Source organism: Cupriavidus sp. 30B13 (genome assembly GCF_049059565.2).
Lineage (GTDB): Bacteria > Pseudomonadota > Gammaproteobacteria > Burkholderiales > Burkholderiaceae > Cupriavidus.
Genome location: NZ_CP188223.1, coordinates 3,879,929 through 3,902,474 on the forward strand (window position 1 = coordinate 3,879,929; position 22,546 = coordinate 3,902,474).

General features: G+C 68.8%; 21 protein-coding genes. 3 read left to right on the top strand and 18 right to left on the bottom strand.

From position 1 onward, the window contains the following. Positions 1-304: 304 nt before the first annotated feature. From ACKI2N_RS17850 to pilM, 9 genes are all read right to left on the bottom strand, one after another. Positions 305-1,027 (bottom strand): transposase, encoded by a 723-nt coding sequence (locus tag ACKI2N_RS17850; protein ID WP_420994449.1) that lies wholly within the window; start codon positions 1,025-1,027, stop codon positions 305-307. 123 nt (positions 1,028-1,150) lie between these two features. After that, complete coding sequence (locus ACKI2N_RS17855) at positions 1,151-2,290, bottom strand: deoxyguanosinetriphosphate triphosphohydrolase (RefSeq protein ID WP_420994450.1); 1,140 nt, start codon at positions 2,288-2,290, stop codon at positions 1,151-1,153. Positions 2,291-2,360: 70 nt separating this feature from the next. Then, complete coding sequence (aroB, locus tag ACKI2N_RS17860; protein ID WP_420994451.1) at positions 2,361-3,467, bottom strand: 3-dehydroquinate synthase; 1,107 nt, start codon at positions 3,465-3,467, stop codon at positions 2,361-2,363. After that, complete coding sequence (locus tag ACKI2N_RS17865) at positions 3,454-4,038, bottom strand: shikimate kinase (RefSeq protein ID WP_420994509.1); 585 nt, start codon at positions 4,036-4,038, stop codon at positions 3,454-3,456. Before ACKI2N_RS17865 ends, aroB begins: the two co-directional genes overlap by 14 nt. A gap of 330 nt (positions 4,039-4,368) precedes the next feature. Then, complete coding sequence (pilQ, locus tag ACKI2N_RS17870; RefSeq protein WP_420994452.1) at positions 4,369-6,549, bottom strand: type IV pilus secretin PilQ; 2,181 nt, start codon at positions 6,547-6,549, stop codon at positions 4,369-4,371. Then, a complete protein-coding gene (locus ACKI2N_RS17875) occupies positions 6,546-7,079 on the bottom strand; it encodes a pilus assembly protein PilP (RefSeq protein ID WP_420994453.1) in 534 nt (177 codons plus the stop codon). The genes pilQ and ACKI2N_RS17875 overlap by 4 nt, the downstream gene beginning before the upstream one ends. Continuing rightward, on the bottom strand, positions 7,076-7,765 hold the full coding sequence (locus tag ACKI2N_RS17880) for a type 4a pilus biogenesis protein PilO (protein ID WP_420994454.1): 690 nt from the start codon (positions 7,763-7,765) through the stop codon (positions 7,076-7,078). Before ACKI2N_RS17880 ends, ACKI2N_RS17875 begins: the two co-directional genes overlap by 4 nt. Before the next feature lie 7 nt (positions 7,766-7,772). Further along, positions 7,773-8,426: a PilN domain-containing protein gene (locus ACKI2N_RS17885; RefSeq protein ID WP_420994455.1), complete on the bottom strand. Its 654-nt coding sequence runs from the start codon at positions 8,424-8,426 to the stop codon at positions 7,773-7,775. Between the two features lie 18 nt (positions 8,427-8,444). Then, positions 8,445-9,515 (bottom strand): type IV pilus assembly protein PilM, encoded by a 1,071-nt coding sequence (pilM, locus tag ACKI2N_RS17890; protein WP_420994456.1) that lies wholly within the window; start codon positions 9,513-9,515, stop codon positions 8,445-8,447. 373 nt (positions 9,516-9,888) lie between these two features. Here pilM and ACKI2N_RS17895 point away from each other — a divergent pair, with 373 nt between their 5' ends. Continuing rightward, on the top strand, positions 9,889-12,264 hold the full coding sequence (locus ACKI2N_RS17895; RefSeq protein ID WP_420994457.1) for a penicillin-binding protein 1A: 2,376 nt from the start codon (positions 9,889-9,891) through the stop codon (positions 12,262-12,264). A gap of 81 nt (positions 12,265-12,345) precedes the next feature. Here ACKI2N_RS17895 and cyaY read toward each other — a convergent pair whose 3' ends face one another. Continuing rightward, positions 12,346-12,681 carry an iron donor protein CyaY gene (cyaY, locus tag ACKI2N_RS17900; protein ID WP_420994458.1) on the bottom strand — a complete coding sequence of 112 codons (336 nt, stop codon included), beginning with the start codon at positions 12,679-12,681 and terminating at the stop codon, positions 12,346-12,348. Positions 12,682-12,826: 145 nt separating this feature from the next. Here cyaY and ACKI2N_RS17905 point away from each other — a divergent pair, with 145 nt between their 5' ends. Next, positions 12,827-13,069, top strand: a complete 243-nt coding sequence (locus ACKI2N_RS17905; RefSeq protein ID WP_420994459.1) for a hypothetical protein — start codon at positions 12,827-12,829, stop codon at positions 13,067-13,069. Between the two features lie 2 nt (positions 13,070-13,071). Next, positions 13,072-14,340 (top strand): diaminopimelate decarboxylase, encoded by a 1,269-nt coding sequence (lysA, locus tag ACKI2N_RS17910; protein ID WP_420994460.1) that lies wholly within the window; start codon positions 13,072-13,074, stop codon positions 14,338-14,340. A 31-nt stretch (positions 14,341-14,371) separates the two neighbouring features. Here lysA and msrQ read toward each other — a convergent pair whose 3' ends face one another. The 8 genes from msrQ to ACKI2N_RS17950 all read right to left on the bottom strand — a co-directional run bounded on the left by msrQ (position 14,372) and on the right by ACKI2N_RS17950 (position 22,536). Further along, positions 14,372-15,070: a protein-methionine-sulfoxide reductase heme-binding subunit MsrQ gene (msrQ, locus tag ACKI2N_RS17915; RefSeq protein WP_426990079.1), complete on the bottom strand. Its 699-nt coding sequence runs from the start codon at positions 15,068-15,070 to the stop codon at positions 14,372-14,374. Then, positions 15,070-16,074 carry a protein-methionine-sulfoxide reductase catalytic subunit MsrP gene (gene msrP, locus ACKI2N_RS17920; protein ID WP_420994462.1) on the bottom strand — a complete coding sequence of 335 codons (1,005 nt, stop codon included), beginning with the start codon at positions 16,072-16,074 and terminating at the stop codon, positions 15,070-15,072. Before msrP ends, msrQ begins: the two co-directional genes overlap by 1 nt. A 129-nt stretch (positions 16,075-16,203) precedes the next feature. Then, positions 16,204-17,010 (bottom strand): anti-sigma factor family protein, encoded by an 807-nt coding sequence (locus ACKI2N_RS17925; protein WP_420994463.1) that lies wholly within the window; start codon positions 17,008-17,010, stop codon positions 16,204-16,206. Continuing rightward, positions 17,010-17,555: an RNA polymerase sigma factor gene (locus ACKI2N_RS17930; RefSeq protein ID WP_420994464.1), complete on the bottom strand. Its 546-nt coding sequence runs from the start codon at positions 17,553-17,555 to the stop codon at positions 17,010-17,012. Before ACKI2N_RS17930 ends, ACKI2N_RS17925 begins: the two co-directional genes overlap by 1 nt. A 24-nt stretch (positions 17,556-17,579) precedes the next feature. Then, entirely contained in the window at positions 17,580-18,017 is a 438-nt protein-coding gene (locus ACKI2N_RS17935) for a hypothetical protein (protein ID WP_420994465.1), read from the bottom strand. A 144-nt stretch (positions 18,018-18,161) separates the two neighbouring features. Further along, the gene (ccsB, locus tag ACKI2N_RS17940) at positions 18,162-19,376 is read right to left on the bottom strand and encodes a c-type cytochrome biogenesis protein CcsB (protein WP_420994466.1); all 1,215 of its coding nucleotides are present in this window, start codon (positions 19,374-19,376) and stop codon (positions 18,162-18,164) included. 66 nt (positions 19,377-19,442) lie between these two features. After that, positions 19,443-21,677, bottom strand: coding sequence for a cytochrome c biogenesis protein ResB (locus tag ACKI2N_RS17945; protein WP_420994467.1), 2,235 nt, complete (start codon positions 21,675-21,677; stop codon positions 19,443-19,445). 199 nt (positions 21,678-21,876) lie between these two features. Beyond that, on the bottom strand, positions 21,877-22,536 hold the full coding sequence (locus ACKI2N_RS17950; protein ID WP_420994468.1) for a c-type cytochrome: 660 nt from the start codon (positions 22,534-22,536) through the stop codon (positions 21,877-21,879). Between the last annotated feature and the right edge of the window lie 10 nt (positions 22,537-22,546).

Sequence of the window (22,546 nt, forward strand, 5' to 3'; positions counted from 1 at the left end):
CGCAGCCAGCAGGGCAGACCGGAACGGGGGCCGCACTCTGCCACCTGGGCCGGCCGGAGCCGGGAGCGGGATGACGAGAGGGACAGCGGGGCCGCAGCGGCGTACGCAAGCGTGACGCGCCGCACAATGAATGTGGGTGGAGGAACTATAAAAGAATCATCCGAGTCTCGCAAAAAATTTAAATGGGGTCAGAACATATTTAAGCTCGCACCACAAACGGGATGGTCTTTAATTGGGGACATATTATTTCATGGTGCATGGCGAGATGTTTTGCGCACACGAATGCACCGTCCCGGCGCGCCGCCTACGCAGCGCTGGGTTCGGGATCGGCGCCGCCCGCGCTGCGCCCCGCCGGCCGCCCCTTCGGCAACGGCTGCACGCGGCGCGTGCCCTGGCGCTCGAGCTGGGCCAGGAAGGCTGCGTCGCCGAGCGGCCAGCCGCTGTGCGCATGGCTGCGCAGCGTCGCCAGCGAGGACGACGACAGGCCGTCGGCTGCCACCGACCGGTAGTTGGACTGCCGCTCGAACGGCGTATTGCCGAGTGCCCAGTAGGCAGAGTGATCGCTCACAAAGGGGCTGGCCTCGATGCCGGCGTGATGGCGGTAGCTGCTCCAGCGGTCCGCCTCGGGCTGCGTGACCTCGCCCGCGCGCACCGCATTGCCCTCCACGTACAGCATGGCCGGCAGCATCCACGCCGCCGGATCGAACACCGCGGAGCGGAAACGGCCGTCCCACAGCGTGCCGGTGCGTCCCGCGGCGCGGTTGAAATAGCGCGCGTAGCGACGCCCGATCGCCTGCATGGTCAGGCTCAGCGAGTCGGCCTGGCGCGGCGTGGCGACCAGGTGGACGTGGTTGGGCCGCAGCGCATAGGCGTGGATGGCCAGGTCGTGCTCGCGGGCCGCCATGCGCAGGCAGTCCAGGTAATGGAGATAGTCGTCGGGGCCGAGGAAGACCGGCTGGCGGTTGTTGCCGCGTTGCAGCACAAGGGCTGGCAGGCCGGTGGGCGAAAAACGGGGAAGTCGGGCCATGAGGAGGAACGCCTGGAATCGGAAGCCCGCGCCGACGGCGCGCGGACAAAACCCGATGATAGCGCAGGCGCGCGCTGATCCGTCCCCAATTTGCCGGGATGCCCAGCCCCGTGCGCGCGGCGTTTAGTCGCCGCCCTCGTGGACGGCAAAGATGCGGCGGTGCTCGCGGATCGCGTAGCGGTCCGTCATGCCGGCGATGTAATGCGCGATCAGGCGCGACTGGTCGCGCCCCTGCCCGGCCTGGTACTGCGGCGGCAGCAGCCGCGGGTCGCCCATGAAGGCGTCGAACAGGTCGGTGATGATGCGCTGCGCCTTGGCCGACATGCGCATCACCAGGTAATGGCGGTACAGGTGGCGGAACAGGAAGCGCTTGAGCTCGGCGGCCTCCTCGCGCACCGGGTCGCTGAAGGCCACCAGCGGGCCGGCGGCGCGCACCGCCTCGATATTGCGCGGATTGGCCGCGGCGATGTTGCGGCCGGTGGTCTCGATCAGGTCGACGATCAGGGTGTTGATCATGCGCCGGACGGTCTCGTTGATGGCGCGCCGGCCGTTGATGCCGGGGAAGGCGGCCATCGCCTCGGCGTGGTGGCGGCGCCACATCGGCACTTCGTCCATCTGCTCGAGCGTGAGCAGGCCCGAACGCAGGCCGTCGTCGATATCGTGGTTGTTGTAGGCGATCTCGTCGGCCAGGTTGGCCAGCTGCGCTTCCAGCGAGGGCTGCGCGCCCTCCAGGAAGCGCCGGCCCAGCTCGCCCAGCGCCGAGGCATTGACGCGCGAGCAGTGCTTGAGCACGCCCTCGCGCGTCTCGAAGGTCAGGTTCAGGCCGTCGAAGCCGCCGTAGCGCTCCTCCAGCTCGTCCACCACCAGCAGGCTCTGCAGGTTGTGCTCGAAGCCGCCGTGGTTCTTCATGCAGGTGTTCAGCGCGTCCTGCCCGGCGTGGCCGAAGGGCGTGTGGCCGAGGTCGTGCGCCAGCGAGATGGCTTCGACCAGGTCCTCGTTCAGGCGCAGGTTGCGCGCGATCGAGCGGGCGATCTGGGCCACTTCCAGGCTGTGCGTGAGCCGGGTGCGGAACAGGTCGCCTTCATGGTTGACGAAAACCTGGGTCTTGTACTCGAGCCGGCGAAAGGCCGTGCTGTGAATGACACGGTCGCGGTCGCGCTGGAACTCGCTGCGCGAGGAGGATGGCGCTTCGGCATGCACGCGCCCGCGCGACAGCGCGGAGCGGGCGGCATACGGGGCGAGGTGGCTTTCGAGGTCGGTCATGCGGCAATCCGGTCGGCATCCGGCCGCGGCTCGCGCCGCCGGCCGGGGTTGCGAGGCACAACCGATCGCGTCAGGCGACCGGCGCCTCGGTGGGCGGCCGCAGCACCGCGTGCTGCAGCGTAGCGCGCAGGTCGGCGTCCGGCACGGTGGTGATGAAGGCTTCGCCCAGCTTCCTGAGCAGGATGAACTTGACGCTGCCGGCTTCTGCCTTCTTGTCCACTTTCATCAGTTCGATGTAGCGGTCGGTGCCGAGTTCCGGCGCCACCACGGGCAGCATGGCCGCGCGCGTGAGCTGCACCACGCGCGCGCGCGTCTCGGTATCGATGAAGCCGAGCCGGTGCGACAGGTCGGCCGCCATCGCCATGCCGCAGCCCACGGCTTCGCCGTGCAGCCACTCGCCGTAGCCCATGCCGGCCTCGATGGCATGGCCGAAGGTGTGGCCGAAATTGAGGATGGCGCGCAGGCCGCCTTCGCGCTCGTCCTGGGCCACCACGGCGGCCTTGATCTCGCACGAGCGCTGCACGGCGAGCGCCATGAGGTCGGGGTCGCAGGCGTTGAGCGCGCGGATATTGCGCTCGATCCAGCCGAAGTACTCGGCATCGGCGATGGCGCCGTGCTTGATCACCTCGGCCAGGCCGGCGGCCAGCTCGCGCCCGGGCAGCGTGCGCAGCGTGTCGATGTCGGCGATCACCGCGTTGGGCTGGTGGAACGCGCCGATCATGTTCTTGCCGAGCGGATGGTTGATGCCGGTCTTGCCGCCCACCGAGGAGTCCACCTGGGCCAGCAGCGTGGTGGGCATCTGCACGAACGGCACGCCACGCATGTAGCAGGCCGCCGCAAACCCGGTCATGTCCCCGACCACGCCGCCGCCGAGGGCGACCAGCGTGGTCTTGCGGTCGGCGCCCGCCTTGAGCAGCGCGTCGAAGATCAGGTTGAGCGTTTCCCACTGCTTGAAGGCTTCGCCGTCGGGCAGGGTCACGGTGCGCACGGTCTTGCCGAGCGCGGCCAGCGTGGCCTCGACCCGGGCCGCGTAGAGCGGGCCGACCGTCTCGTTGGTGACGATGACGGCGTGGGTGCCGCGCACGTGGGGGCGCAGCAGCTCGGCCTGGTCGAGCAGGCCGGTGCCGATGTGGATGGGGTAGCTGCGCTCCCCCAGGTCGACTTCAAGGGTGATCATCGTGATTCCGGTCCTGCGCCGGTTGTGCGTCCGCGCTTTCGCCGTCGTCCTGCCCGGGCTCGCCCGGCTCTTCGGCGGCCACGCTGAAACCGGCCATTTCAAGTTGCATCAACACCATATTAGCAAGCTGGGCCACCGAGGGCTTGCCGGTTTCGATGATGAAATCCGCCACCTCGCGGTAGAGCGGGTCGCGCTCGCCATAGAGCGCCTCGAGCCGGCCCTTGGGGTCGGCGGTCTGCAGCAGCGGGCGGTTGCGGTCGTGGCGCGTGCGCAGCCACAGGTCGTGCGGACTGGCGCGCAGGTAGACCACGGTGCCGCGCGCCTTCAGGTGGGCCCGGTTTTCCGGGCGCAGCACCGCGCCGCCGCCGGTGGCCAGCACGATGCCGCTGCGCTGGCTCAGCTCGTCGATCATGTGCGCCTCGCGGTCGCGGAAGCCCGCTTCGCCTTCGTGCTCGAAGATGATCGGGATCCGCACGCCGCAACGCGCCTCGAGTTCGTGGTCCGAATCGAAGAAGGGATAGTTCAGGCGCCGGGCCACGGTTCGGCCGACGGTGGTCTTGCCGGCCCCCATCAGGCCGACAAAGAAGAGGTTCGGGCGGGTGGCTGTCACTGGCATGTCGGGCGGCAGCCGGGTCTCTGGCCGGCCACCGCAGTGGGAAACTGCATCATCTTCTTATGTTGAGGCGATCCGGGCAAGTGGCACGGAGTGCGCAGGCGGCGGCCCGCCCCGTGTCCGCCCTGCCCTCCGCGCCGCCCGGCCCGGCAATGAAAAAGGCCGCATCGCGCACGATGCGGCCTCCCAGTCTACTGCATCCGGCGTGTCCGGCGTGTCCGGCGTGTCCGGCGTATCGGGCGGCAAACCCGGCGACCAACCCGCCGCGGCCGGCGCCGGGGCCCGCGCTTATTTCAGCGAGACGCCCTCGTTGAGCACCCGGGGCGTCAGGAACACCAGCAGTTCGGTGCGGTTGTTGACCTTGGCGTTGTCCTTGAACAGGTTGCCCAGCACCGGGATGTCGCCCAGCCAGGGCACCTTGTTGACGTTGGTGGACTCGGTCTGGCTGTAGATGCCGCCGATCACCACCGTGCCGCCATTCTCCACCAGCACCTGCGTCTGCACATGCTTGGTGTCGATGGCAAAACCCGAGGTGGTCTGGATGCCCACGCTGTCCTTGTTGACGTCCACGTCCAGCAGCACGTTGCCTTCGGGCGTGATCTGCGGCGTCACCTCGAGCTTCAGGTTGGCCTTGCGGAACTGCACCGACGTGGCGCCGCTGGAGGTGGCGGCCTGGTAAGGCAGCTCGGTACCCTGCTCGATCAGCGCCTTGATGTTGTTGGCGGTGACCACGCGCGGGCTGGAGATGATCTTGCCGCGCCCGTCCGCTTCCAGCGCGGAAAGCTCGAGCGCGAGGAAACGGCCGGCCGAATTGCTGAACAGGCTCACCGCCACCGACCCCGGGTTGATGCCGTTGATCGCCGCCGCCGGCAGGCTCAGCGCGGGGCTGTTGTCCCAGGTGGCGTTCTGCGTCACCGGGCTCACCACGTTGGTGTAGGTATTGCCGTAGCCGGCGCCGGCGGTCTTGGAAGCGAAGCCGAGCCTGACGCCAAGGTTGCGGCTGAAGCTGTCGTTGGCCTCGACGATGCGCGCCTCGATGATGACCTGGCGCACCGGAATGTCGATCTTGCCGAGGAAGCTCTGCACCTCTTCGAGCTTGCTGCCGATGTCCGACACGAACAGCTGGTTGGTGCGCGGATCGGCCGTCAGCGAACCGCGCTTGGACAGCATGCGGGTGTTGCTGGCCGCCGCCCCGCCCACGCCGCCCACGCTGCCGAGCGCGCCCGGGTTGGCGAGCGCGCCGGCGCCGCCCGCGCCGCCGGTGCTGCCCACCGCGGCCAGGCCGAGCAGCATGCGCCGCACGTCCTCGGCGCGCTGGTAGTTGAGCTGGAACACCTGGCTGCGGATCGGCTCCAGGTCGTTGATCTGCTGCTGCGACTCCAGCTCGAGCTTTTCCTTGGTGGCCAGCTCGGCCTTGGGTGCCACCCACAGCACATTGCCGTTGCGGCGCGAAGCCAGCCCCTTGGCATCCAGCACGATCTGCAGGGCCTGGTCCCAGGGCACGTCCTTCAGGCGCAGCGTCAGGTTGCCCTGCACGCTTTCACTGGTGATGATGTTGAGGTTGGTGAAGTCGGCGAACACCTGCAGCAGCGAGCGGATGTCGATGTTCTGGAAGTTCAGCGAGAGCCGTTCGCCGCGGAAACCCGCGCCGCTGATCAGCTTGGCCGGGTCTTCCTTGACCGGGCGCACCTCGACCACGAACTGCGTGTCGGTCTGGTAGGAGCTGTATTCCCAGTTGCCGCGCGGCTCGATGGTCAGGCGCGTGCTGCCGTTGTTGTCGCCGGCGCGCATGCCCTGCACCGGCGTGCCGAAGTCGCTCACGTCATAGCGCCGGCGCAGGCCGTCGGGCAGCGCGGTGTTGAGGAAATCCACCACCACGTTCTGGCCCTGCTGGGCAATGTTGATGCCGGAGTCACGCGAGGACAGGTCCACCACGATGCGGCCCGCGCCGTCCGGGCCGCGGCGGAAATCGATATTGCGCAGGGTGGGCCGTCCGGCCGCCGCCTGCGGCGCCTGCGCCGGGGCCGGGGCGAAGGTCGGCGCCGCCGCGCGCGTGACCGGCGCGACGTTGTCGAGCAGCACCAGGAACTGGTTGCCGCGCACCTCGGTGCGGTAGCTGGCCGTGCGCGCGAGATCGAGGACCACGCGCGTGCGGTCGCCGATCTGCACCACATTGGCGCCCTTGAGCAGCTTGCCGCCGAAGTCGTATTGCGCGCGGCCCTGGGCGAAGCCGGTGTCGAGGAAGTCGATGGCGATCTTGGGCGGGTTCTGCGTGGTGAAGTCCGCCGGCTTCTGCGCCGGCGTGCCGGCCAGCTCGACCGTGAAGACGGTCTGCTCCCCCACCGTGGTGGCATCCACGCGCTTGACGGTATTGCCTGCCGCCGCCTGCGCCATCGCGGCCGGAGCGGCCAGTGCGAGCATCATCACCGCGGCGCCCGCGAGCGCCCGGTACCAGCGACCCATGATCATGCCGCCCCCTCCAGCCTCAGGCTGGTCATTTTCTCTTTCCACTCGGCTACCCCTTCCCGGACCAATTCGCGCAACACGATCTCCTGATCGCTGATGCGGACCACCCGGCCGTAGTTCTGGCCGAGATACTGACCCACCTTGACGTGGTGGATCTTGTTGTCTACCTGCACGACGCCGTAGGTCTCGCCATGCTTCTTCATGGCGCCCAGCATCTTGAAATTCTCCAGCGGGTAGTCCTCCAGCGGCTCGCGCTGCCGGCCGGACTCCGGCGAATCGGACAGGACCCGGTTGAGGTCGCCGATCTTGTTCTGGGCAAACGGCTCCGGCGCGCTGCGCCCGGCGTAGTCGCGCGGCACGTAGGGCTTGGGCTCGGGCAGCGGCGCGGGCGGGGGCGCCTTGGCGGCGCGCGCCTGCGCCATCCACTGGCGCAGGCCGTCTTCCTCGCTGGCGCCGCAGGCGGCCAGCATCACCATGCCGAGCAGCGCGCAGGCGCAGGCGCGCAGGCATGAAGCCCTGGTCGCCGACATCATTTCTTCGCTCCCGCGGCCGTCTTGGCCGTCTTGGCCGCCGCGGCTTCCGCCTTGCGCTGCGCCGCCTGCTCGTCGGCGTCGAGCGCGCGGTAGGCCATCGCCACGGCCTCCATCGCCAGCCCGCCGTCCTTGCCGGTGGTGAACTGCAGCCCCTGCATCGACACGATGCGCGACAGCGCGGCCACGTCGGCATTGAACTGCGCCACGTCGTGGTAGCGGCCGGTGACCTTCAGGTTGACCGGGATCTCGGCAAAGTAAGGCTTGATCACGGCGGCCTGCGGCTTGAACAGCTCGAACTGCAGGCCGCGCGCCACGCCGGCGTGGTTGACGTCGGCCAGCAGCGCGTCCATCTCGGTCTTGTTCGGCAGCTGGCGCTCGACCAGCGCCACGCGCTGCTCGACCTCGGCCTTCTGCTTGCGCAGCGCGTCCAGGTTGGCGACCTGCGCCACCTTGGACTGGTAGGCCTGCTTCAGGCTTTCCTGCTCGAGGTGCTTGCGGTCGAGCTCGTCGAGCTTGCCGCTCCAGTAGAACTGCCAGCCCAGCAGCAGCACCAGCACGGCGGCCAGCACGGCGAACAGCACGCGCGGCGCGGCCGGCCAGGTTTCCGGCTCGTTCAGGCTGAGGCCGCGGAACTGGGCGCCGAGGTCGTTGAGCGCGGCCAGCGAGATTTCGGTATTGAGTGCCATGGTCAGGTCAGCCCTTGCCCGCGCGGGCGCCCTGCGCCGCGGCGCCGCTGGCGGCGCCGGCACGGCCCTTCTTGCCGTCGTCGGGCACCTCGGGCGCGCGATAGGAGAAGCGCATGGAGAAGTCGAACAGGCGCCGCTGCTCGCGCAGGTTGTTGGTCATCATCACGGCCTTCGACTCGACCAGCTCGGCCTTGTCCAGCCAGCTCACCTGGCTGAGGTTGCGCAGCAGTTCCGACACGCGTTCGTTCGATTGCGCGATGCCGGTGACGGTAAAGGCGTCGCCGGCCTGCTTGAGCGTGGTCAGGTAGACGCCCTCGGGCACCTGGCGCACCAGCTCCTCGAGCAGTTGCACGGGGCGGTTGCGCTCGTTCTGCAGGCCCTCGATGGCCTTCTGCCGCTGCAGCAGCCCGTCGATGTCCTTGCGCAGCGTGTTGACTTCGCGGATCTGCAGGTCGAGGCGGCTGTTCTCGGTGGAGAGCACCTGGTTCAGCCCGGTCACCGCGTCGACGCGGCTGTCGATGTACAGGCCGCCGAGCAGCACCACCAGCGCGCCGGCTCCCGCCGCGCCGCCGAGCATGGCGTAGACCTTCTTGCGGCGCGCAGCCTTGCGGGCCTCGTGGTACGGCAGCAGGTTGACGGTCGGGATCGTGTTGATGGACATGCGGCTTCCCTCGCTGGCTTACTGCAGGCCGCGCAGCGCAAGCCCGGCGCTCACGATGTAGGCCGGCAGGTCGCGCTGGAGATAGCGCTCGTTGACCTTGCCGGCGGTCATCATGTTGGCGAACGGGTTGGCCAGCGTGGTGGTGATCTCCGTCTGCTGCTCGATCGCCGCCTGCACGCCGACCAGCGAGGCATGCCCGCCGGACAGCAGGATCTCGTCGACCCGGCCGATGCTGGACGACGACAGGAAGTTGCGCACGGCGCCCTGCACCTCGACCGCCAGGGCTTCCAGCGAAGGCTTGAGCAACTGGGTGCGCCAGGCTTCCGGCAGCGTGTTCTTGCGCTTCTTGATCTCCGCCTTGAGCGCGTCCAGCGTGAACATGCGCGCGGCGCTCTGGGTGAGCTGGTCGCCGTAGCTGTTGAGGGGCTGCTCGTAGAGTTCCTTCCAGCCCTGGTAGAAGATGGCCTTGGAGCGGCTGCCGCCCAGATGGACCACCACCACCACCGGCAGCTCCTTGGCCTCGGTCTCGCTGAGGTCGGGCGACACGCCCAGCATCTGCACCACCGAGCGCTGCACCGCGTATTCCTCGACGTCCATCACGTGCGGCTTGAGCCCGGCCATCTCGGCGGCGGTCACGCGCTCCTGCACGCGGTCGCTGTTGGCGGCGGTCACGCGCACGCCGATGCCGCCCTCGGTTTCGCTGGGGCCGATCACGGCGAAGTCGAAATTGACGGCTTGCGAAGGCGGATAGAGGCGGTGCGCCTCGGATTCCACCTGCACGTAGAGTTCATCCTCGGACAGGTTGTCCGGCAGGCTGACGGTCTGCGACTCGGTCAGCATCGAGGGCACGCCGAGCACGACGTCCTTGCCGCGGATACCGGCCTTGCCAAGCGCGCGCTTGAGGGCCACGCCCACCGCTTCGATATTGACCACGTTGCCATCGGCAACGGCATTGCGGTCCAGCAGCTCGCTGGCGCATTTTTCCAGCCGGTAGTCGTTCTTGCCACTGCCCACGGACAGTTCGACTACCTTCACGCTGGACGACCCGATGTCGACGCCGACCGTCGTGCGGCGCAACAACCCCGACAAGATACCTCGCCGCAAGGTGACCCCCTGACCGTTGAACTCGTCCTGGCTTGGCAGCTCTAATTGGGCGAGTCTGTTTGTTTCTTGGATGAAACGTTTTGCTCTTTTAGTTGGTGGATTCTCACAAAAACGTGGGGTGCTGGCAATGTGCCGGTTTGACCACGGTGGCTTTTCGCAGACGCCCCACGCAAAGCGTTGTCAAAATCCCACGGTAGTCCCGCTGCCCGCGCGCCAGACCCCTCTTCGCGTTTCATGCAGATATCAATCCCATTACATCTTGTAACAGCCCGATAGCGGCGTTCCCGCCACAGCGCGGCCGGAGGGCCCGATCCCGGGAGATATAATCCCCGGCACCCCTAACTAGGTAGTTCCCTTTATGGCCACAGCACAACCGAAGCCGTCCCTGCCCGCCCGCCGCCCGATCTGGATGCGGCTGACCTTTTGGGCCCTGGGCCTGCTGGTGGCCGGCATCGTGGCGGTGGCTCTGCTGGTGGGATATGCCCTGCTGGTGGCGGCGCCCAACCTGCCGTCGCTCGACACCATCACGGACTACCGCCCCAAGATTCCATTGCGCATCTACACCGCGGACAACGTGCTGATCGGCGAGTTCGGCGAGGAGCGCCGCAATTTCGTGCCGATCGCCGACATCCCCGATGTGATGAAGAAGGCGGTGCTGGCCATCGAGGACGACCGCTTCTACGAGCACGGCGGCGTGGACTTCGTCGGCGTGCTGCGCGCCGGCGTGGCCAACCTGCGCGGCGGCCTGTCGCAGGGCGCATCCACCATCACCATGCAGGTGGCGCGCAACTTCTTCCTCTCCAGCGAGAAGACCTACACCCGCAAGCTGTACGAAATGCTGCTGGCCTACAAGATCGAGGCCAACCTCTCGAAGGACCAGATCCTCGAGCTGTACATGAACCAGATCTACCTGGGGCAGCGCGCCTACGGCTTCGCCAGCGCGGCGCGCGTCTACTTCGGCAAGTCGATCAAGGACGTGACGCCGGCCGAGGCCGCCATGCTGGCCGGCCTGCCCAAGGCGCCTTCGGCCTATAACCCGGTGGTCAATCCCAAGCGCGCCAAGGTGCGCCAGGAATACATCCTGCAGCGCATGCGCGACCTGCGCTACCTCACGCCCGAGCAGTACGACCAGGCCATCCATGAAGAACTGAAGGTGCGCGGCGAGGGCAACGAGTTCTCCACCCACGCCGAGTACGTGGCCGAGATCGTGCGGCAACTCATGTACGCGCAATACCGCGAGGAAACCTACACGCGCGGCCTGACCGTCTACACCACGCTCAACAAGACCGACCAGGACGCCGCCTACGAGGCGGTGCGCTCGGGCATCATGAACTACGAGCGCCGCCACGGCTACCGCGGCCCCGAGGCCTTCATCGACCTGCCGTCCAGCCCGGACGAGCGCGAGCAGGCCATCGACGACGCGCTGCTGGAACACCCGGGCAGCGACGACCTGCGCTCCGCCGTGGTCACCAGCGTGTCGGCCAAGCAGGTCACGGCCACGCTGCTGTCGGGCGAGGTGGCCAATATCGAGGGCCAGGCGCTGCGCTTCATCGCGCCGTCGCTGGCGGCCAACGCGCAGCCCAAGGCCCGCATCCGACCGGGCGCGATCATCCGCGTGACGCAGGACGAAAAGGGCGCGTGGTCGGTCACCCAGCTGCCGGAAGTGTCGGCGGCCTTTATCTCGCTCAGCCCCGAGAACGGCGAGATCCGCTCGATGGTGGGCGGCTTCGACTTCAACCGCAACAAGTTCAACCACGTGACGCAAGCCTGGCGGCAGCCGGGTTCGAGCTTCAAGCCGTTCATCTACTCGGCGGCGCTGGAGAAGGGCTTCTCGCCCGCCACCGTGATCAACGACGCGCCGATCTCGATCGCCGACAACGGCGGCCAGGTGTGGGAGCCGAAGAACTACGACGGCAAGTTCGAGGGCCCGATGACCATGCGCCGCGCGCTGGCCAAGTCCAAGAACCTGGTGTCGGTGCGGATCCTGCGCGCCATCGGCACGCAATACGCCCAGGACTACATCACGCGCTTCGGCTTCGACGCCGACAAGCACCCCGCCTACCTGCCGATGGCGCTGGGCGCGGGCAGCGTCACCCCGCTGCAGATGGCCGGCGCGTACTCGGTGTTCGCCAACGGCGGCTACCGCGTCAATCCCTACCTGATCCAGAAGGTGGTCGACGCGCGCGGCAACGTGATCTCGGAAACCAGGCCGCAGCGCGCCGGCGAGGATGCCGTGCGCGTGCTCGACGCGCGCACGGCCTTCATCGCCGACAGCATGCTGCGCGACGTGGTGCGCACCGGCACCGCCAACAGCGCCAAGCAGCGCCTGGGCCGCAACGACCTGGCCGGCAAGACCGGCACCACCAACGATGCCGTGGATGCCTGGTTCGCCGGCTACACGCCCAAGCTGGTGGCGATCGCGTGGATGGGCTACGACCAGCCCAAGAGCCTGGGCGTGCGCGAGACCGGCGGCGGCCTGGCCCTGCCGATCTGGGTCGGCTACATGAGCAAGATGCTCAAGGGCGTGCCCGAGCTGCCGGAGCGCCAGGCGCCCGAGGGCGTGGTGATGGTGGCCGGCGACTGGACCTTCGAGGAGAATGCCGGCGGCGCCGGCGTGGCGTCGGTGGGGCTGGGCGACCCGTGGCCGGGCAAGCCGGACGAGAGCACGCAGTCGCCGGCCGACATCGAGGGCGAGAAGAAGCGGATCCTGGAGATGTTCGGCGGCGGGGGCTAAGCCCCGCCCGCGCAGGTTGTTCTGCCCGGGGTGGCGCCGGTATTCACCGGAATGCCGGCGCCACGCGGGCAGCGGCAATCCTCAGTTCAGCTGCAGCGTCACCCCGGCCTGCTGGCTCACGTACGCCGACAGCGCCGCATACAACTCCCCTCCCCCGCGCGTATCCAGCCATTGCCGGCCGTCGTGGCGGAAATGGAAGCCGCCCGCGCGCGCCGCCACCCACAGTTCCTGCATCGGCGCCTGGCTGTTGACGATGATCTTGGAACCGTCCTCGAACTCCAGCTCGATCAGGTTGCCGGCGCGGTTGATTTCGATGTCGGCGTCGGCCGCGTCGGCGGCCGTTTCCACCGCGCTTTCAAGCCGGTCCAGCTCTTGCTGGGCCAGGGCCAGGAACTCGCTTTCACTCATGGGGGGCATGCTAAACTCCAAGACCGCCCGGCCGGCGCGCATCAGGCGCCGCCTGGCCGGTAACGTGTTGAATCCAGTTTCGTTTTTCGTTGGTCCCGCCGTCGCGCCGCCTTCGCCGCGGGCACGCGCCGGACAACTCTTCTAGGACGACCCGATGTTGCGTCGTGTTGCGATTGTATCGGCGATTGCCGCCAGCCTTGCGATGCCCCTGCTGTCGGGATGCGGCATCCGCGGCCCGCTGACCATGCCCCGGCCGCCCGCCGCGCCGGCCAGGCCGACCGTACCGGACCCAGGCCTGGGCAACCCGAACGTGCCGAATCCCGCAGCCGCGCCGGCCGCCCCGGCAACCCCGCAGGCCGGCGGCGCGACCGCGCCGGCCACCCCCACCGCCAAGTAACCATGACCGCCTTCTTCCATCGCCACGACAGCGCGCTCGCAGTCGAGCACGTGCCGCTGGCGCGCATCGCCGCCGAATACGGCACCCCCACCTACGTCTACTCGCGCGCCGCGCTGACCGCCGCCTACCGGGCTTACGCCGCGGCGTGCCAGGGCCGCCGCGCGCGCGTGCAGTACGCCATGAAGGCCAACTCCAACCTGGCCGTGCTGCAGGTCTTCGCCGGGCTCGGCGCGGGCTTCGACATCGTGTCCGGGGGCGAGCTGCAGCGCGTGCTGGCCGTGGGCGGCGATCCGCGCAAGGTGGTGTTCTCGGGCGTGGGCAAGACCGCGGCCGAGATGGAACTGGCGCTGGCGCACGACGTGCTGTCGTTCAACGTGGAGTCGATCCCCGAGCTGGACCGCCTGAACGCGGTGGCCGGCCGCCTGGGCAAGCGCGCGCGCGTGTCGCTGCGCATCAACCCGGACGTGGACGCCAAGACCCATCCGTATATCTCCACCGGCCTGAAGGGCAACAAGTTCGGCGTGGCCTTCGAGGACGTGCTGCCGACCTACCGCGCCGCGGCCGCGCTGCCGCACCTAGAAGTGGCCGGCATCGACTGCCACATCGGCTCGCAGATCACCGAGGTCGCGCCCTACCTGGAAGCGCTGGACAAGGTGCTGGACGTGGTGGAAGCGCTGGAGCGCGAAGGCATCAGGCTCGAGCATATCGACGTGGGCGGCGGCCTGGGCATCACCTACGACCACGAGACCCCGCCGGACATCACCGGCTTTGCCCGCACGCTGCTCGACCGCGTGGCCGAGCGCGGCCACGGCCACCGCGAAGTGCTGTTCGAGCCGGGCCGCTCGCTGGTGGGCAACGCCGGCGTGCTGCTCACGCAGGTGGAATTCCTCAAGCCGGGCGCCGCCAAGAACTTCTGCATCGTCGACGCGGCCATGAACGACCTGGCGCGCCCCGCCATGTACGAGGCCTACCACCGCATCGAACCCGTGCAGCTGCGCGAGGCGGAACAGGCCGCCCCGGTGACCTACGACGTGGTCGGCCCGGTATGCGAATCGGGCGACTGGCTCGGCCGCGACCGCGCGCTGTCGGTACAGCCGGGCGACCTGCTGGCCGTGATGTCGGCCGGCGCCTACGGCTTCGTCATGAGCTCCAACTACAACACCCGCCCGCGCGCGGCCGAAGTGATGGTCGACGGCGACGACGTGCACCTGGTGCGCGGCCGCGAGCGCGTCGAGGACCTGTTCCGCGACGAGCGCCTGCTGCAGGGCTGAGCCGCTCCCTCGCTTGCCGGTGCGCCCGCGCTCAGCGGCGCGCCGGCGCCGGCTTGCGCCACCACCACCACAACCGCATGGCCAGCAGGCCGAACACCGCCGCGGCGTAGATCGACACCGTGCCGAAGTCGTGCTTGCCGGCCTTGTGCCACCAGTAGTGCAGGATGGCCAGCACGGCCACGGCATAGACGGCGCGGTGCAGCCATTGCCAGCGCTTGCCGCCCAGGCGCCTGACCATGGCGCTGGTCGAGGTGGCCGCCAGCGGCACCATCAGCGCGAACGCGGCAAACCCCACCGTGATGAAGGGCCGCTTGGCGATGTCCTTGATCATGTAGGCCACGTCGAAACCGCGGTCCACGGCCAGCCACAGCAGGAAATGCTGCAGCCCGTAGAAGAACGCGAACAGCCCGAGCATGCGCCGCAGGCGCACCAGCCAGGGCCAGCCGCTGAGCCGGCGCAGCGGCGTCACCGCCAGCGTGGCGCACAGCATCACCAGGGTCCAGGTGCCGGTCGAGCGCGTGACGAATTCCAGCGGATTGGCGCCGAACTGGCCGGTGAAGCCGAGGAACAGCAGGCGCAGGAAGGGCAGCAGCGCCAGCAGCCACACCGCTGCCTTGACGGCGCGCACGCGCCCGGGCGCGAGCGCGGCGAGGCCGGACCGCGCGGTGCCCTGCGCGGCGCGCGCGCCCGGCGCGCCGGCGCGCGGCGGGGACAGGTCCGGCGGGCCCATCAGAAAAACTTCCTCAGGTCCATGCCCTGGTACAGCGACGCCACCTGCGGCGCATAGCCGTTGAACGGCAGCGTCTTGCGCTTGGGCGCGAACAGCGCGCTGAAGCCGCCGCCGCTCTTGTCCTCGCCGATGCGGCGCTCGGTGGCCTGGCTCCAGCGCGGATGGTCCACGTCCGGATTGACGTTGGAGTAGAAGCCGTACTCCTGCGCCGCCGCCAGGTTCCAGCTGGTGCTGGGCTGCTTGTCGACGAAGCGGATCCGGACGATGGACTTGGCGCTCTTGAAGCCGTACTTCCACGGCACCACCACGCGCACCGGCGCGCCATTCTGGTTGGGCAGCACCTCGCCGTAGAGGCCGAAGGTCAGCAGCGTCAGCGGATGCATGGCCTCGTCCATGCGCAGGCCCTCGGTGTACGGCCAGTCCAGCACGCGGCTGCCCAGCCCGGGCATCTGCTTCTTGTCGTCGAGGGTGACGAATTCCACGTACTTGGCGCCGGGCTGCGGCTCCACGCGGCGGATCAGCTCGGCCAGCGAATACCCGCTCCACGGGATCACCATCGACCAGCCTTCCACGCAGCGCATGCGGTAGACGCGCTCCTCCAGCGGCATCAGGCGCAGCAGCTCGTCGATGTCGTAGGCCTTGGGCTTCTTCACCAGCCCTTCGACGGCAACCTGCCACGGCCGCGTGCGCAGCGTGCCGGCGTTGCGCGCCGGGTCGGACTTGTCGGTGCCGAACTCGTAGAAGTTGTTGTAGGTGGTGACGTCCTCGTAGGGCGTGCGTTTTTCCGGCACCACGTAGGCGTTGTTGGGCGTGGCCGGCAGCTTCCGCCCGTGCGGCGTCTGGGCCAGCGCGCGACGCGAGAACCACGGCGTCAGGGTGCTCCCGGCGGCGCCGGCCGCGGCCAGCGCCAGCAGGCGGCGGCGCGCCTCGAAGACGCCGCGCGGCGTGATCTCGCTGGCGGCGATGTCGCCGCCGCGCAGCCATTTGGGAGAGGGAATCAGCATCGTCGGGTTTCCTTGTTGCATGCAGGTTCGCGCACACCGGCCTGGGCCAGGCCGCCTGCACGATTGGACTTCGCGCCCGGCCGCTTGGTGCCGGCGCATCCTGGCATCTTTTTCGACATGGCGGCGGCTTCAGTCGTCCTGGTACTGGCGGTAGACGGCCTGCGCCAGCGCCAGCAGCGCGCCGCGCTCGAGCGGGCCGGCCAGGGCGAAACCGAGGTCGCGGTCCACCCAGTAGAAGGCCGCGGTGCCATGGCTGTCACCGGTGCCGGGCAGGCGCTCGAGCCGGAAGGCGGCGTCGGCCGTGCCCGGCGCCATGTGCCGCAGTTGCAGCGAGATCCGGCTGCCGTTGTCCGCCTCGTACATGAGCATGGCCGACGGGCCGCCTTCGGCCACGCCCAGGCGCCCGCCGATCAGGTGGAAGCCCTCGGCCCGCAGGTCGGGCACGCGCAGCGGCGCGCCCAGCCGCTTGGACAGCCAGGCCACCAGGTGCGCCTCGTCCGAGGCGGCCACCTCGACCGGGTGACGCACTTCAGGCGCATACACCACATGGCTGGCCAGCGCATCGCGCGCGAAACGCTCGGCCGGCGGCGTCAGCACGGCGAGGTCGCCGGCCTGGCCGCGGGCCAGCCAGCCGGCCGCGCCGCCGGCCACCAGCGAGGCCAGGCTCGCCGCCAGCGCCATGCGCCAGCCCGCCGCGCGCGCCGCCGGCGCGGCGGCGCGGCCTTGCAGCCTGGGCGGCAGCGCGCGCAGCGGCACGGCCTCGTTGAGCACGCCATCGAACGCGGCGTGCAGCTCATCGGCCTGGCGGCGCCAGTCGCCGACCCACCCGGCCGCCTCCGGGTGCGCCGCCAGGTAGGCCTCCACCTCGGCGCGGCGGGACGGGTCGAGCTGGCCGTCCGCGTAAGCGTGGAGATCGGATTCGTCGATCAGCGGCATTACTTGACTCGCTGCAATCCGGGGCCGCCAGGGTGGGCGGCGGTGGCCGGCGTGGCGCCGCCATCCATGAGTTCGCGCATCCGCTCGCGCGCGCGCGCCAGCCGCGACATCACGGTGCCGACCGGCACGCCCAGCACCTGCGCGGCCTCGGCATAGGTGAATTGCTCCAGGCCGACCAGCAGCATCACCGCGCGCTGGGCTTCGGGCAGCTGGGCCAGCGCGCGCGCCAGGTCGAGCCCGAGCGCGGGTCCGGGCGCAGCACTGGGTACGTCGGGAAGGGTGTCGGCAAAGGTCACGAGATCGGCTCGCCGGTAAGCATTGATGCGCAGCCTGTGCATCATGGTCAGCAGCCAGGACAGCAGCCCGTCGGCGCCGTCGCCCCACCATGCGCCGGCGCGCAGGCGGAAACGCCAGCGGTAGCGCAGGGCGCGTTCCAGCGTGTCCTGCACCAGGTCGTCGGCCGCTGCCGCATCCCCGGTCAGGCCGCGCGCGTGGCGCCGCAGGCGCGGCGCCAGCGCCACCAGCTGGCGGTCGAAGCCGTCCATGGCCTCAGGCAGCGCGCACCGCCATCAGGGCGTGGCGACGTGCCAGACGTTGTTGAGGTTGTCGCCGGTGCGGTCGCCCGGCTTGGCATCCTTGGCAAAGCGGTACAGCGGCTTGCCGCGGTAGGCCCACTGCTTGGCGCCGTCGTCGCGCGTGATGATGGTGTAGCTGCCCATCGGGCTGGTGCCCGGCGACGCCAGCAGCGGCGGCCAGTTGGTGGCGCAGCCGCCATTGCACGCGCTCCGGTCGCCGCTGTCGCGGTCGAAGGTATAGAGCGTGAGGCCTTGCGGATCGGTCAGCGCGCCGTTGGCGACCTTCACCGTGGGCGGCATGTTGCCGGCCCCGCCCATGCCACCCATGCCCGAACAGGCGGACAGCAGTACGGCGGAGCAGGCGAAGGCGAGCGCGGCAGGACGCGACAGCGAAGTCAGGGCAGGTACTGCAAAAAGGCGGGAACGAACCATGATGGGTGTCTCCATGCGGGTCGGCACCGACAACCGGCGCCGTTCCTTCAGTAAACACCGGATGTGACGTGTTTATTCCATGCGGGCGAAAAAAAACCCGCCGGACCAGCGGCGGGTTTTTCTTATTGCGTTGCGGCAACCGATTCAGAGTTCGCCGTAGCTGTGCAGGCCGGACAGGAACATGTTCACGCCGAGGAAGGCAAAGGTGGTGACCAGCAGCCCCACCAGCGCCCACCAGGCCGCCACCGTGCCGCGCAGGCCCTTCATCAGGCGCATGTGCAGCCACGCCGCATAGTTGAGCCAGACGATCAGCGCCCAGGTTTCCTTCGGGTCCCAGCTCCAGTAGCCGCCCCAGGCCTCGGCCGCCCACAGCGCGCCGAGGATGGTGGCGATGGTGAAGAACGCGAAACCGACCGCAATCGCCTTGTACATCACATCGTCGAGCACCTCGAGCGAGGGCAGGCGATCGGCCAGGATGCCGCGCTGCTTGAGCAGGTAGGCCGACGAAACCATGGCCGCCAGGGCGAAGGTGCCGTAGCCGATGAAGTTGGCCGGCACGTGGATCTTCATCCACCAGCTCTGCAGCGCGGGCACCAGCGGCTGGATCTCGCTGGCGTCGCGGCTGACCGTGTACCAGAGCAGGAAGCCGACCGCGGCCGACACCACCAGCATCACGAAGGGCCCGAGCGCGCGCGTGGCGTAGTGGGCTTCGTAGTACAGGTAGAACAGCGAAGTGATCAGCGTAAACAGCACGAACACTTCGTAGAGGTTGGAGATGGGAATGTGGCCGATGTCGGCACCGATCAGGTAGGACTCGTACCAGCGCACCAGCATGCCGGTGAAGCCTAGCACCACCGCCGCCCACACCATCTTGCTGCCGATCTGCATGCCGCTCTCGGCGCGCGCCAGCAGGCCGCCCCAGTAGAACAGCGTGGACAGGAACACCAGCGCGCTCATCCACAGGATGGCCGACTGGCTCGACAGGAAATACTTGAGGAAGAAGGCCTGCTCGGCGCGCGCGAGCTGGCCGTGATAAAGCTGGATGGCAGACAGCGACAGCACCGCCAGCGCCACCATCAGCAGCCGCAGCGGCTTCCAGTGCCAGCCCAGCAGCGCGAAGGTGGGCACCGCGGCGATCAGCACGCCCTTGTCGTAGACGTTCATCCACTCGCCGTAGCGCGTGAGCGCGAAGCCCGCGCCCGCCGCCAGCAGCAGCGCGAACAGCCAGTCGGCCCAGCTCAGCCGACGCAGGAACGACGGCTCCAGGTAAGCCTGGTCGCCGCCGGCGGTGCCGGCGCCCGTTCGGGCGGCCGTGCCCGCCGGCATGGCCGTCCTGGCCTGATTCACATTCGAAGACATAGTGGTTCTCTGCTTGATTGCGGGGGCGGCCTCATTCAATGCGCGGCCGGCATGCCTTGGCGGGCGTCACCGGTGCCGTCCGCGCTGCCTCGTACCGCTCTTGCCGTTCTTGTCGTTCTTGTCGTTCGTCTCGCGCTTGCCGTTCTCGCCGCCCGCTCCGGCCGCGCGGCCGACATCGTCGCGCAGGGCGGCGAATTCCTTTTCGAAATCCAGCGTGCGGCGCTGCGTGGACATGGCCATCAGCACGTGGCTGGCGGCGCCGTCGGCGCCGCCGCCCGCCGGGTCCTTGACCCACAGCCAGACGCGGCGCTCGCGGATGTAGAACATGGAAAACACGCCCAGCACCAGCAGCAGACAGCCAAGATACACGATGTTCTTTCCTGGCGCACGGGTCATCTGGAACACGCTGGCCTTGACCTCGGTGAAGTCGTCGAGCTGCAGGAAAACCGGCGCGGTGTAGAAGAAACTGTCCGACAATGCATTGATGGCCTGCTGCAGGAAAGCGCCGCTCTGCGCACTATTCGGCACCACCGGCAGGTTGTCCTGCGCCCGCGCCAGTTGCCACAGCTCCCACATCGCGCCGTTGAGGATCTTCAGCAGGACGTCGGCCGCCTTCTGCTGCTCGGCCTGCGGCACGGACTTCTCCAGGAACGCGGCGATCGCGGTGAAGCCGCCCGGCGGCGCCTGCGGACTGTTGCGCGCGGCGCCGGCGAACAGGTCGAGCGCGCGCAGCGCGCTCTCGGCAAGCTGGCCGCGCAGGGTCTCGCGCTCGGTGCCGGGCATCGACGCCAGCGCGAAGCGGCGCGCCGCTTCGCCGCGCAGCGCGCGGTCCTGCAGCGCGGCGCGCAGGCGCATCCAGTCCGCCACGCTGTTCTGCTCGTCGGCCGGAATGCGCAGGTAGCGGAACGGCTCGCTGGGCGAATCGCGCATGCCGGCCAGGAACACGGTCTGGCCGTCGAGCTGCACCGGCACCATGTAATTGTTGAACTCGCGCGCCTGGCCGTTGCGGTCGCGCAGCTTGTACTGCACCGACGGGCCCACGTTGCGCAGTTCCTTGGCGCGGTCCGGATTGACGGCCGAGCCGAGGTGCGACTCGAGCTTCTCGTTGAACGACTTGTGCGCCACGCCGCGCGCGTCGGGCTTGCCGGAAGCATCGGTGACGTTCTCGATGTTCATCAGGCGGAAATCGCTGAATTCCACCGTCAGGCCCTCGGCGTCCGCCGCGCTGCCGGTGCCGGCCAGCGGCGTGTTTGCGCCCACCGTGCCGGCGAAGGCGAAGGTCTTGCCGCTGCCGCCCTGCATCGGGTAGCCGACGAATTTCAGCCTGGAGCCGCCGTCCTCGAAGCTCGACTGGTAGATCGCCACGCCATCCACCACGAGCGGCTCGTTGACCTTGACGGTCGCCTCGGTGCGGCGGCCGGTGGCGCGGTCGGTGATGATCACGTCGGAGGCGAACAGCTTGGGCATGCCGGTCGAATAGTGCTCGACCGTGAATTTCTTGAGCGTGATGTTGAACGGCAGGTCCTGCACCAGCGCGCCGTCGGCGACGTTGAGGATGGCGGTGGACACGGTCGCGCCTTCCGGCACGAAGGCGTTGCCGCGGAAGCCCGGATTGCTGGCCGACAGGCGGTGCTGCGGCGGAATGTCGGTGATCACGGCGTTGCCGCTGATCGGCGTCTTGCCGCCGAACCACATTTGCGCGCGGATCAGCATGTCGCCGTCGAGCAGGCCGCCGATGCAGATCACCACGATGGCGGTATGCGCCAGGATATAACCGAGCTTGTTGGCCGCGCCCGCCTTGGCCGCAAGCAGCGTGGCGCCCTCGTGCGGCACGGCCTTGACGCGGTAGCCGCGGTTGGCCAGCAGCGCGCTCAGGCGCGCCACCGCGTCGGCGCGCGGGCGGCTGGCGTCGAACTCGGCGCGGTGGTGGAAGGCGCGCAGGCTGCGCTCGCGCACGTGGTCCTTCCACGAGCGCATGTCGGTGACCATCCTGGGCGCGTTGCGCGTCAGGCACAGCGAGGTGGAGACCACCAGGAAGGCCAGGATCAGCAGGAACCACCACGAGCCGTAGACCTTCTGCAGCGACAGCGTCTGGAACAGGTCGGCCCAGAACGGCCCGAACTGGTTGACGTAGTTGGGATACGGCTCGTTCTGCTTGAGGACCGTGCCGATCACGCTGGCGATGGCGATCACCGTCAGCAGCGCGATGGCGAAACGCATCGAGGACAGCAGCTCCACCGCGTCGCGCAGCAGGCGGTGGGAAGTCTTCAGGTGCAGTCCGGACGTGGAAGCGGTCGACATGTGCGGTGTGGCCTGGGGCCATCAAATAAAAAGAGGGTGGGCATGCTCGCGCAGGCCACCCTCTTCGATTGCTGCCGGGCTGCTTGGCTGCGCCGGCGCGGAACGACTGGTCGAGGTTGTTTCAGGCGGAAGCCTGGCGACAGTACATCAGGCGCGGCACGCCGCGCAACGGCGCCAGGGTTTCTTCTGAATTTACCTCTCAACGCACACCGGCGACATAGTCGGCGACCGCCTTGATCTCGGCGTCCGACATCCTGGCGGCGATCGTGCTCATCACGGTGTTGTTCTTGCGGGTGCCCTGGCGGAATGCGACCAGCTGCGCCTCGGTGTACTCGGACCACTGGCCGCCGATGCGCGGGTACTGCGCGGGAATGCCCGCGCCGGTGGGACCGTGGCAGGCCGCGCAGGCCGGCACGCCCTTGGCCGCGATGCCGCCGCGGTAGATCTTCTGGCCGGCTTCGATGGTGTCCTTGTCCTTGGCCGTGGCCGGCTTGAGGGCCTGCTTGGCGAGGTAGGCGCCGACGTCCTTCATGTCCTGCTCGGACAGGGCCGCCGCGTACGGCGACATGATGGCGTTGTTGCGGGTCTTGGCCTTGAAGTCGTCGAGCTGCTTGTGGACGTATTCGGAATGCTGGGCGGCCAGCTTCGGGTTGACGGCGGCGGCGCTGTTGCCGCCGGCGCCGTGGCAGCTCAGGCAGGCGGGGACATTGCGATCGGGAACACCTTGCGTGTACAGCGTCTCGCCCTTGGCCGGGTCGGCCTTGGCGGCGGGCTGCTCGGCTGCAGATGCCAGACCCGTCATGGCGGTTGCAGGCAGAGCCAGCGCCACGACAGCCAGAAGTTTCGCAATGCGGTTCATTCGCACACCT

What these genes read in the sequence shown, in the direction of transcription:
- lysA (WP_420994460.1), top strand. Translation starts at nt 13,072, where the DNA reads ATGACCGCCTTCTTCCATCGCCACGACAGCGCGCTCGCAGTCGAGCAC.
- ACKI2N_RS17925 (WP_420994463.1), bottom strand. Translation starts at nt 17,010, where the DNA reads ATGCCGCTGATCGACGAATCCGATCTCCACGCTTACGCGGACGGCCAG.
- aroB (WP_420994451.1), bottom strand. Translation starts at nt 3,467, where the DNA reads ATGATCACCCTTGAAGTCGACCTGGGGGAGCGCAGCTACCCCATCCAC.
- ACKI2N_RS17895 (WP_420994457.1), top strand. Translation starts at nt 9,889, where the DNA reads ATGGCCACAGCACAACCGAAGCCGTCCCTGCCCGCCCGCCGCCCGATC.
- ACKI2N_RS17850 (WP_420994449.1), bottom strand. Translation starts at nt 1,027, where the DNA reads ATGGCCCGACTTCCCCGTTTTTCGCCCACCGGCCTGCCAGCCCTTGTG.
- ACKI2N_RS17950 (WP_420994468.1), bottom strand. Translation starts at nt 22,536, where the DNA reads ATGAACCGCATTGCGAAACTTCTGGCTGTCGTGGCGCTGGCTCTGCCT.
- pilQ (WP_420994452.1), bottom strand. Translation starts at nt 6,549, where the DNA reads ATGATCATGGGTCGCTGGTACCGGGCGCTCGCGGGCGCCGCGGTGATG.
- ACKI2N_RS17885 (WP_420994455.1), bottom strand. Translation starts at nt 8,426, where the DNA reads ATGTCCATCAACACGATCCCGACCGTCAACCTGCTGCCGTACCACGAG.
- ACKI2N_RS17930 (WP_420994464.1), bottom strand. Translation starts at nt 17,555, where the DNA reads ATGGACGGCTTCGACCGCCAGCTGGTGGCGCTGGCGCCGCGCCTGCGG.
- ACKI2N_RS17935 (WP_420994465.1), bottom strand. Translation starts at nt 18,017, where the DNA reads ATGGTTCGTTCCCGCCTTTTTGCAGTACCTGCCCTGACTTCGCTGTCG.
- ACKI2N_RS17945 (WP_420994467.1), bottom strand. Translation starts at nt 21,677, where the DNA reads ATGTCGACCGCTTCCACGTCCGGACTGCACCTGAAGACTTCCCACCGC.
- ACKI2N_RS17855 (WP_420994450.1), bottom strand. Translation starts at nt 2,290, where the DNA reads ATGACCGACCTCGAAAGCCACCTCGCCCCGTATGCCGCCCGCTCCGCG.
- ACKI2N_RS17875 (WP_420994453.1), bottom strand. Translation starts at nt 7,079, where the DNA reads ATGATGTCGGCGACCAGGGCTTCATGCCTGCGCGCCTGCGCCTGCGCG.
- cyaY (WP_420994458.1), bottom strand. Translation starts at nt 12,681, where the DNA reads ATGCCCCCCATGAGTGAAAGCGAGTTCCTGGCCCTGGCCCAGCAAGAG.
- ACKI2N_RS17880 (WP_420994454.1), bottom strand. Translation starts at nt 7,765, where the DNA reads ATGGCACTCAATACCGAAATCTCGCTGGCCGCGCTCAACGACCTCGGC.
- msrQ (WP_426990079.1), bottom strand. Translation starts at nt 15,070, where the DNA reads ATGGGCCCGCCGGACCTGTCCCCGCCGCGCGCCGGCGCGCCGGGCGCG.
- ccsB (WP_420994466.1), bottom strand. Translation starts at nt 19,376, where the DNA reads ATGTCTTCGAATGTGAATCAGGCCAGGACGGCCATGCCGGCGGGCACG.
- ACKI2N_RS17905 (WP_420994459.1), top strand. Translation starts at nt 12,827, where the DNA reads ATGTTGCGTCGTGTTGCGATTGTATCGGCGATTGCCGCCAGCCTTGCG.
- msrP (WP_420994462.1), bottom strand. Translation starts at nt 16,074, where the DNA reads ATGCTGATTCCCTCTCCCAAATGGCTGCGCGGCGGCGACATCGCCGCC.
- ACKI2N_RS17865 (WP_420994509.1), bottom strand. Translation starts at nt 4,038, where the DNA reads ATGGGGGCCGGCAAGACCACCGTCGGCCGAACCGTGGCCCGGCGCCTG.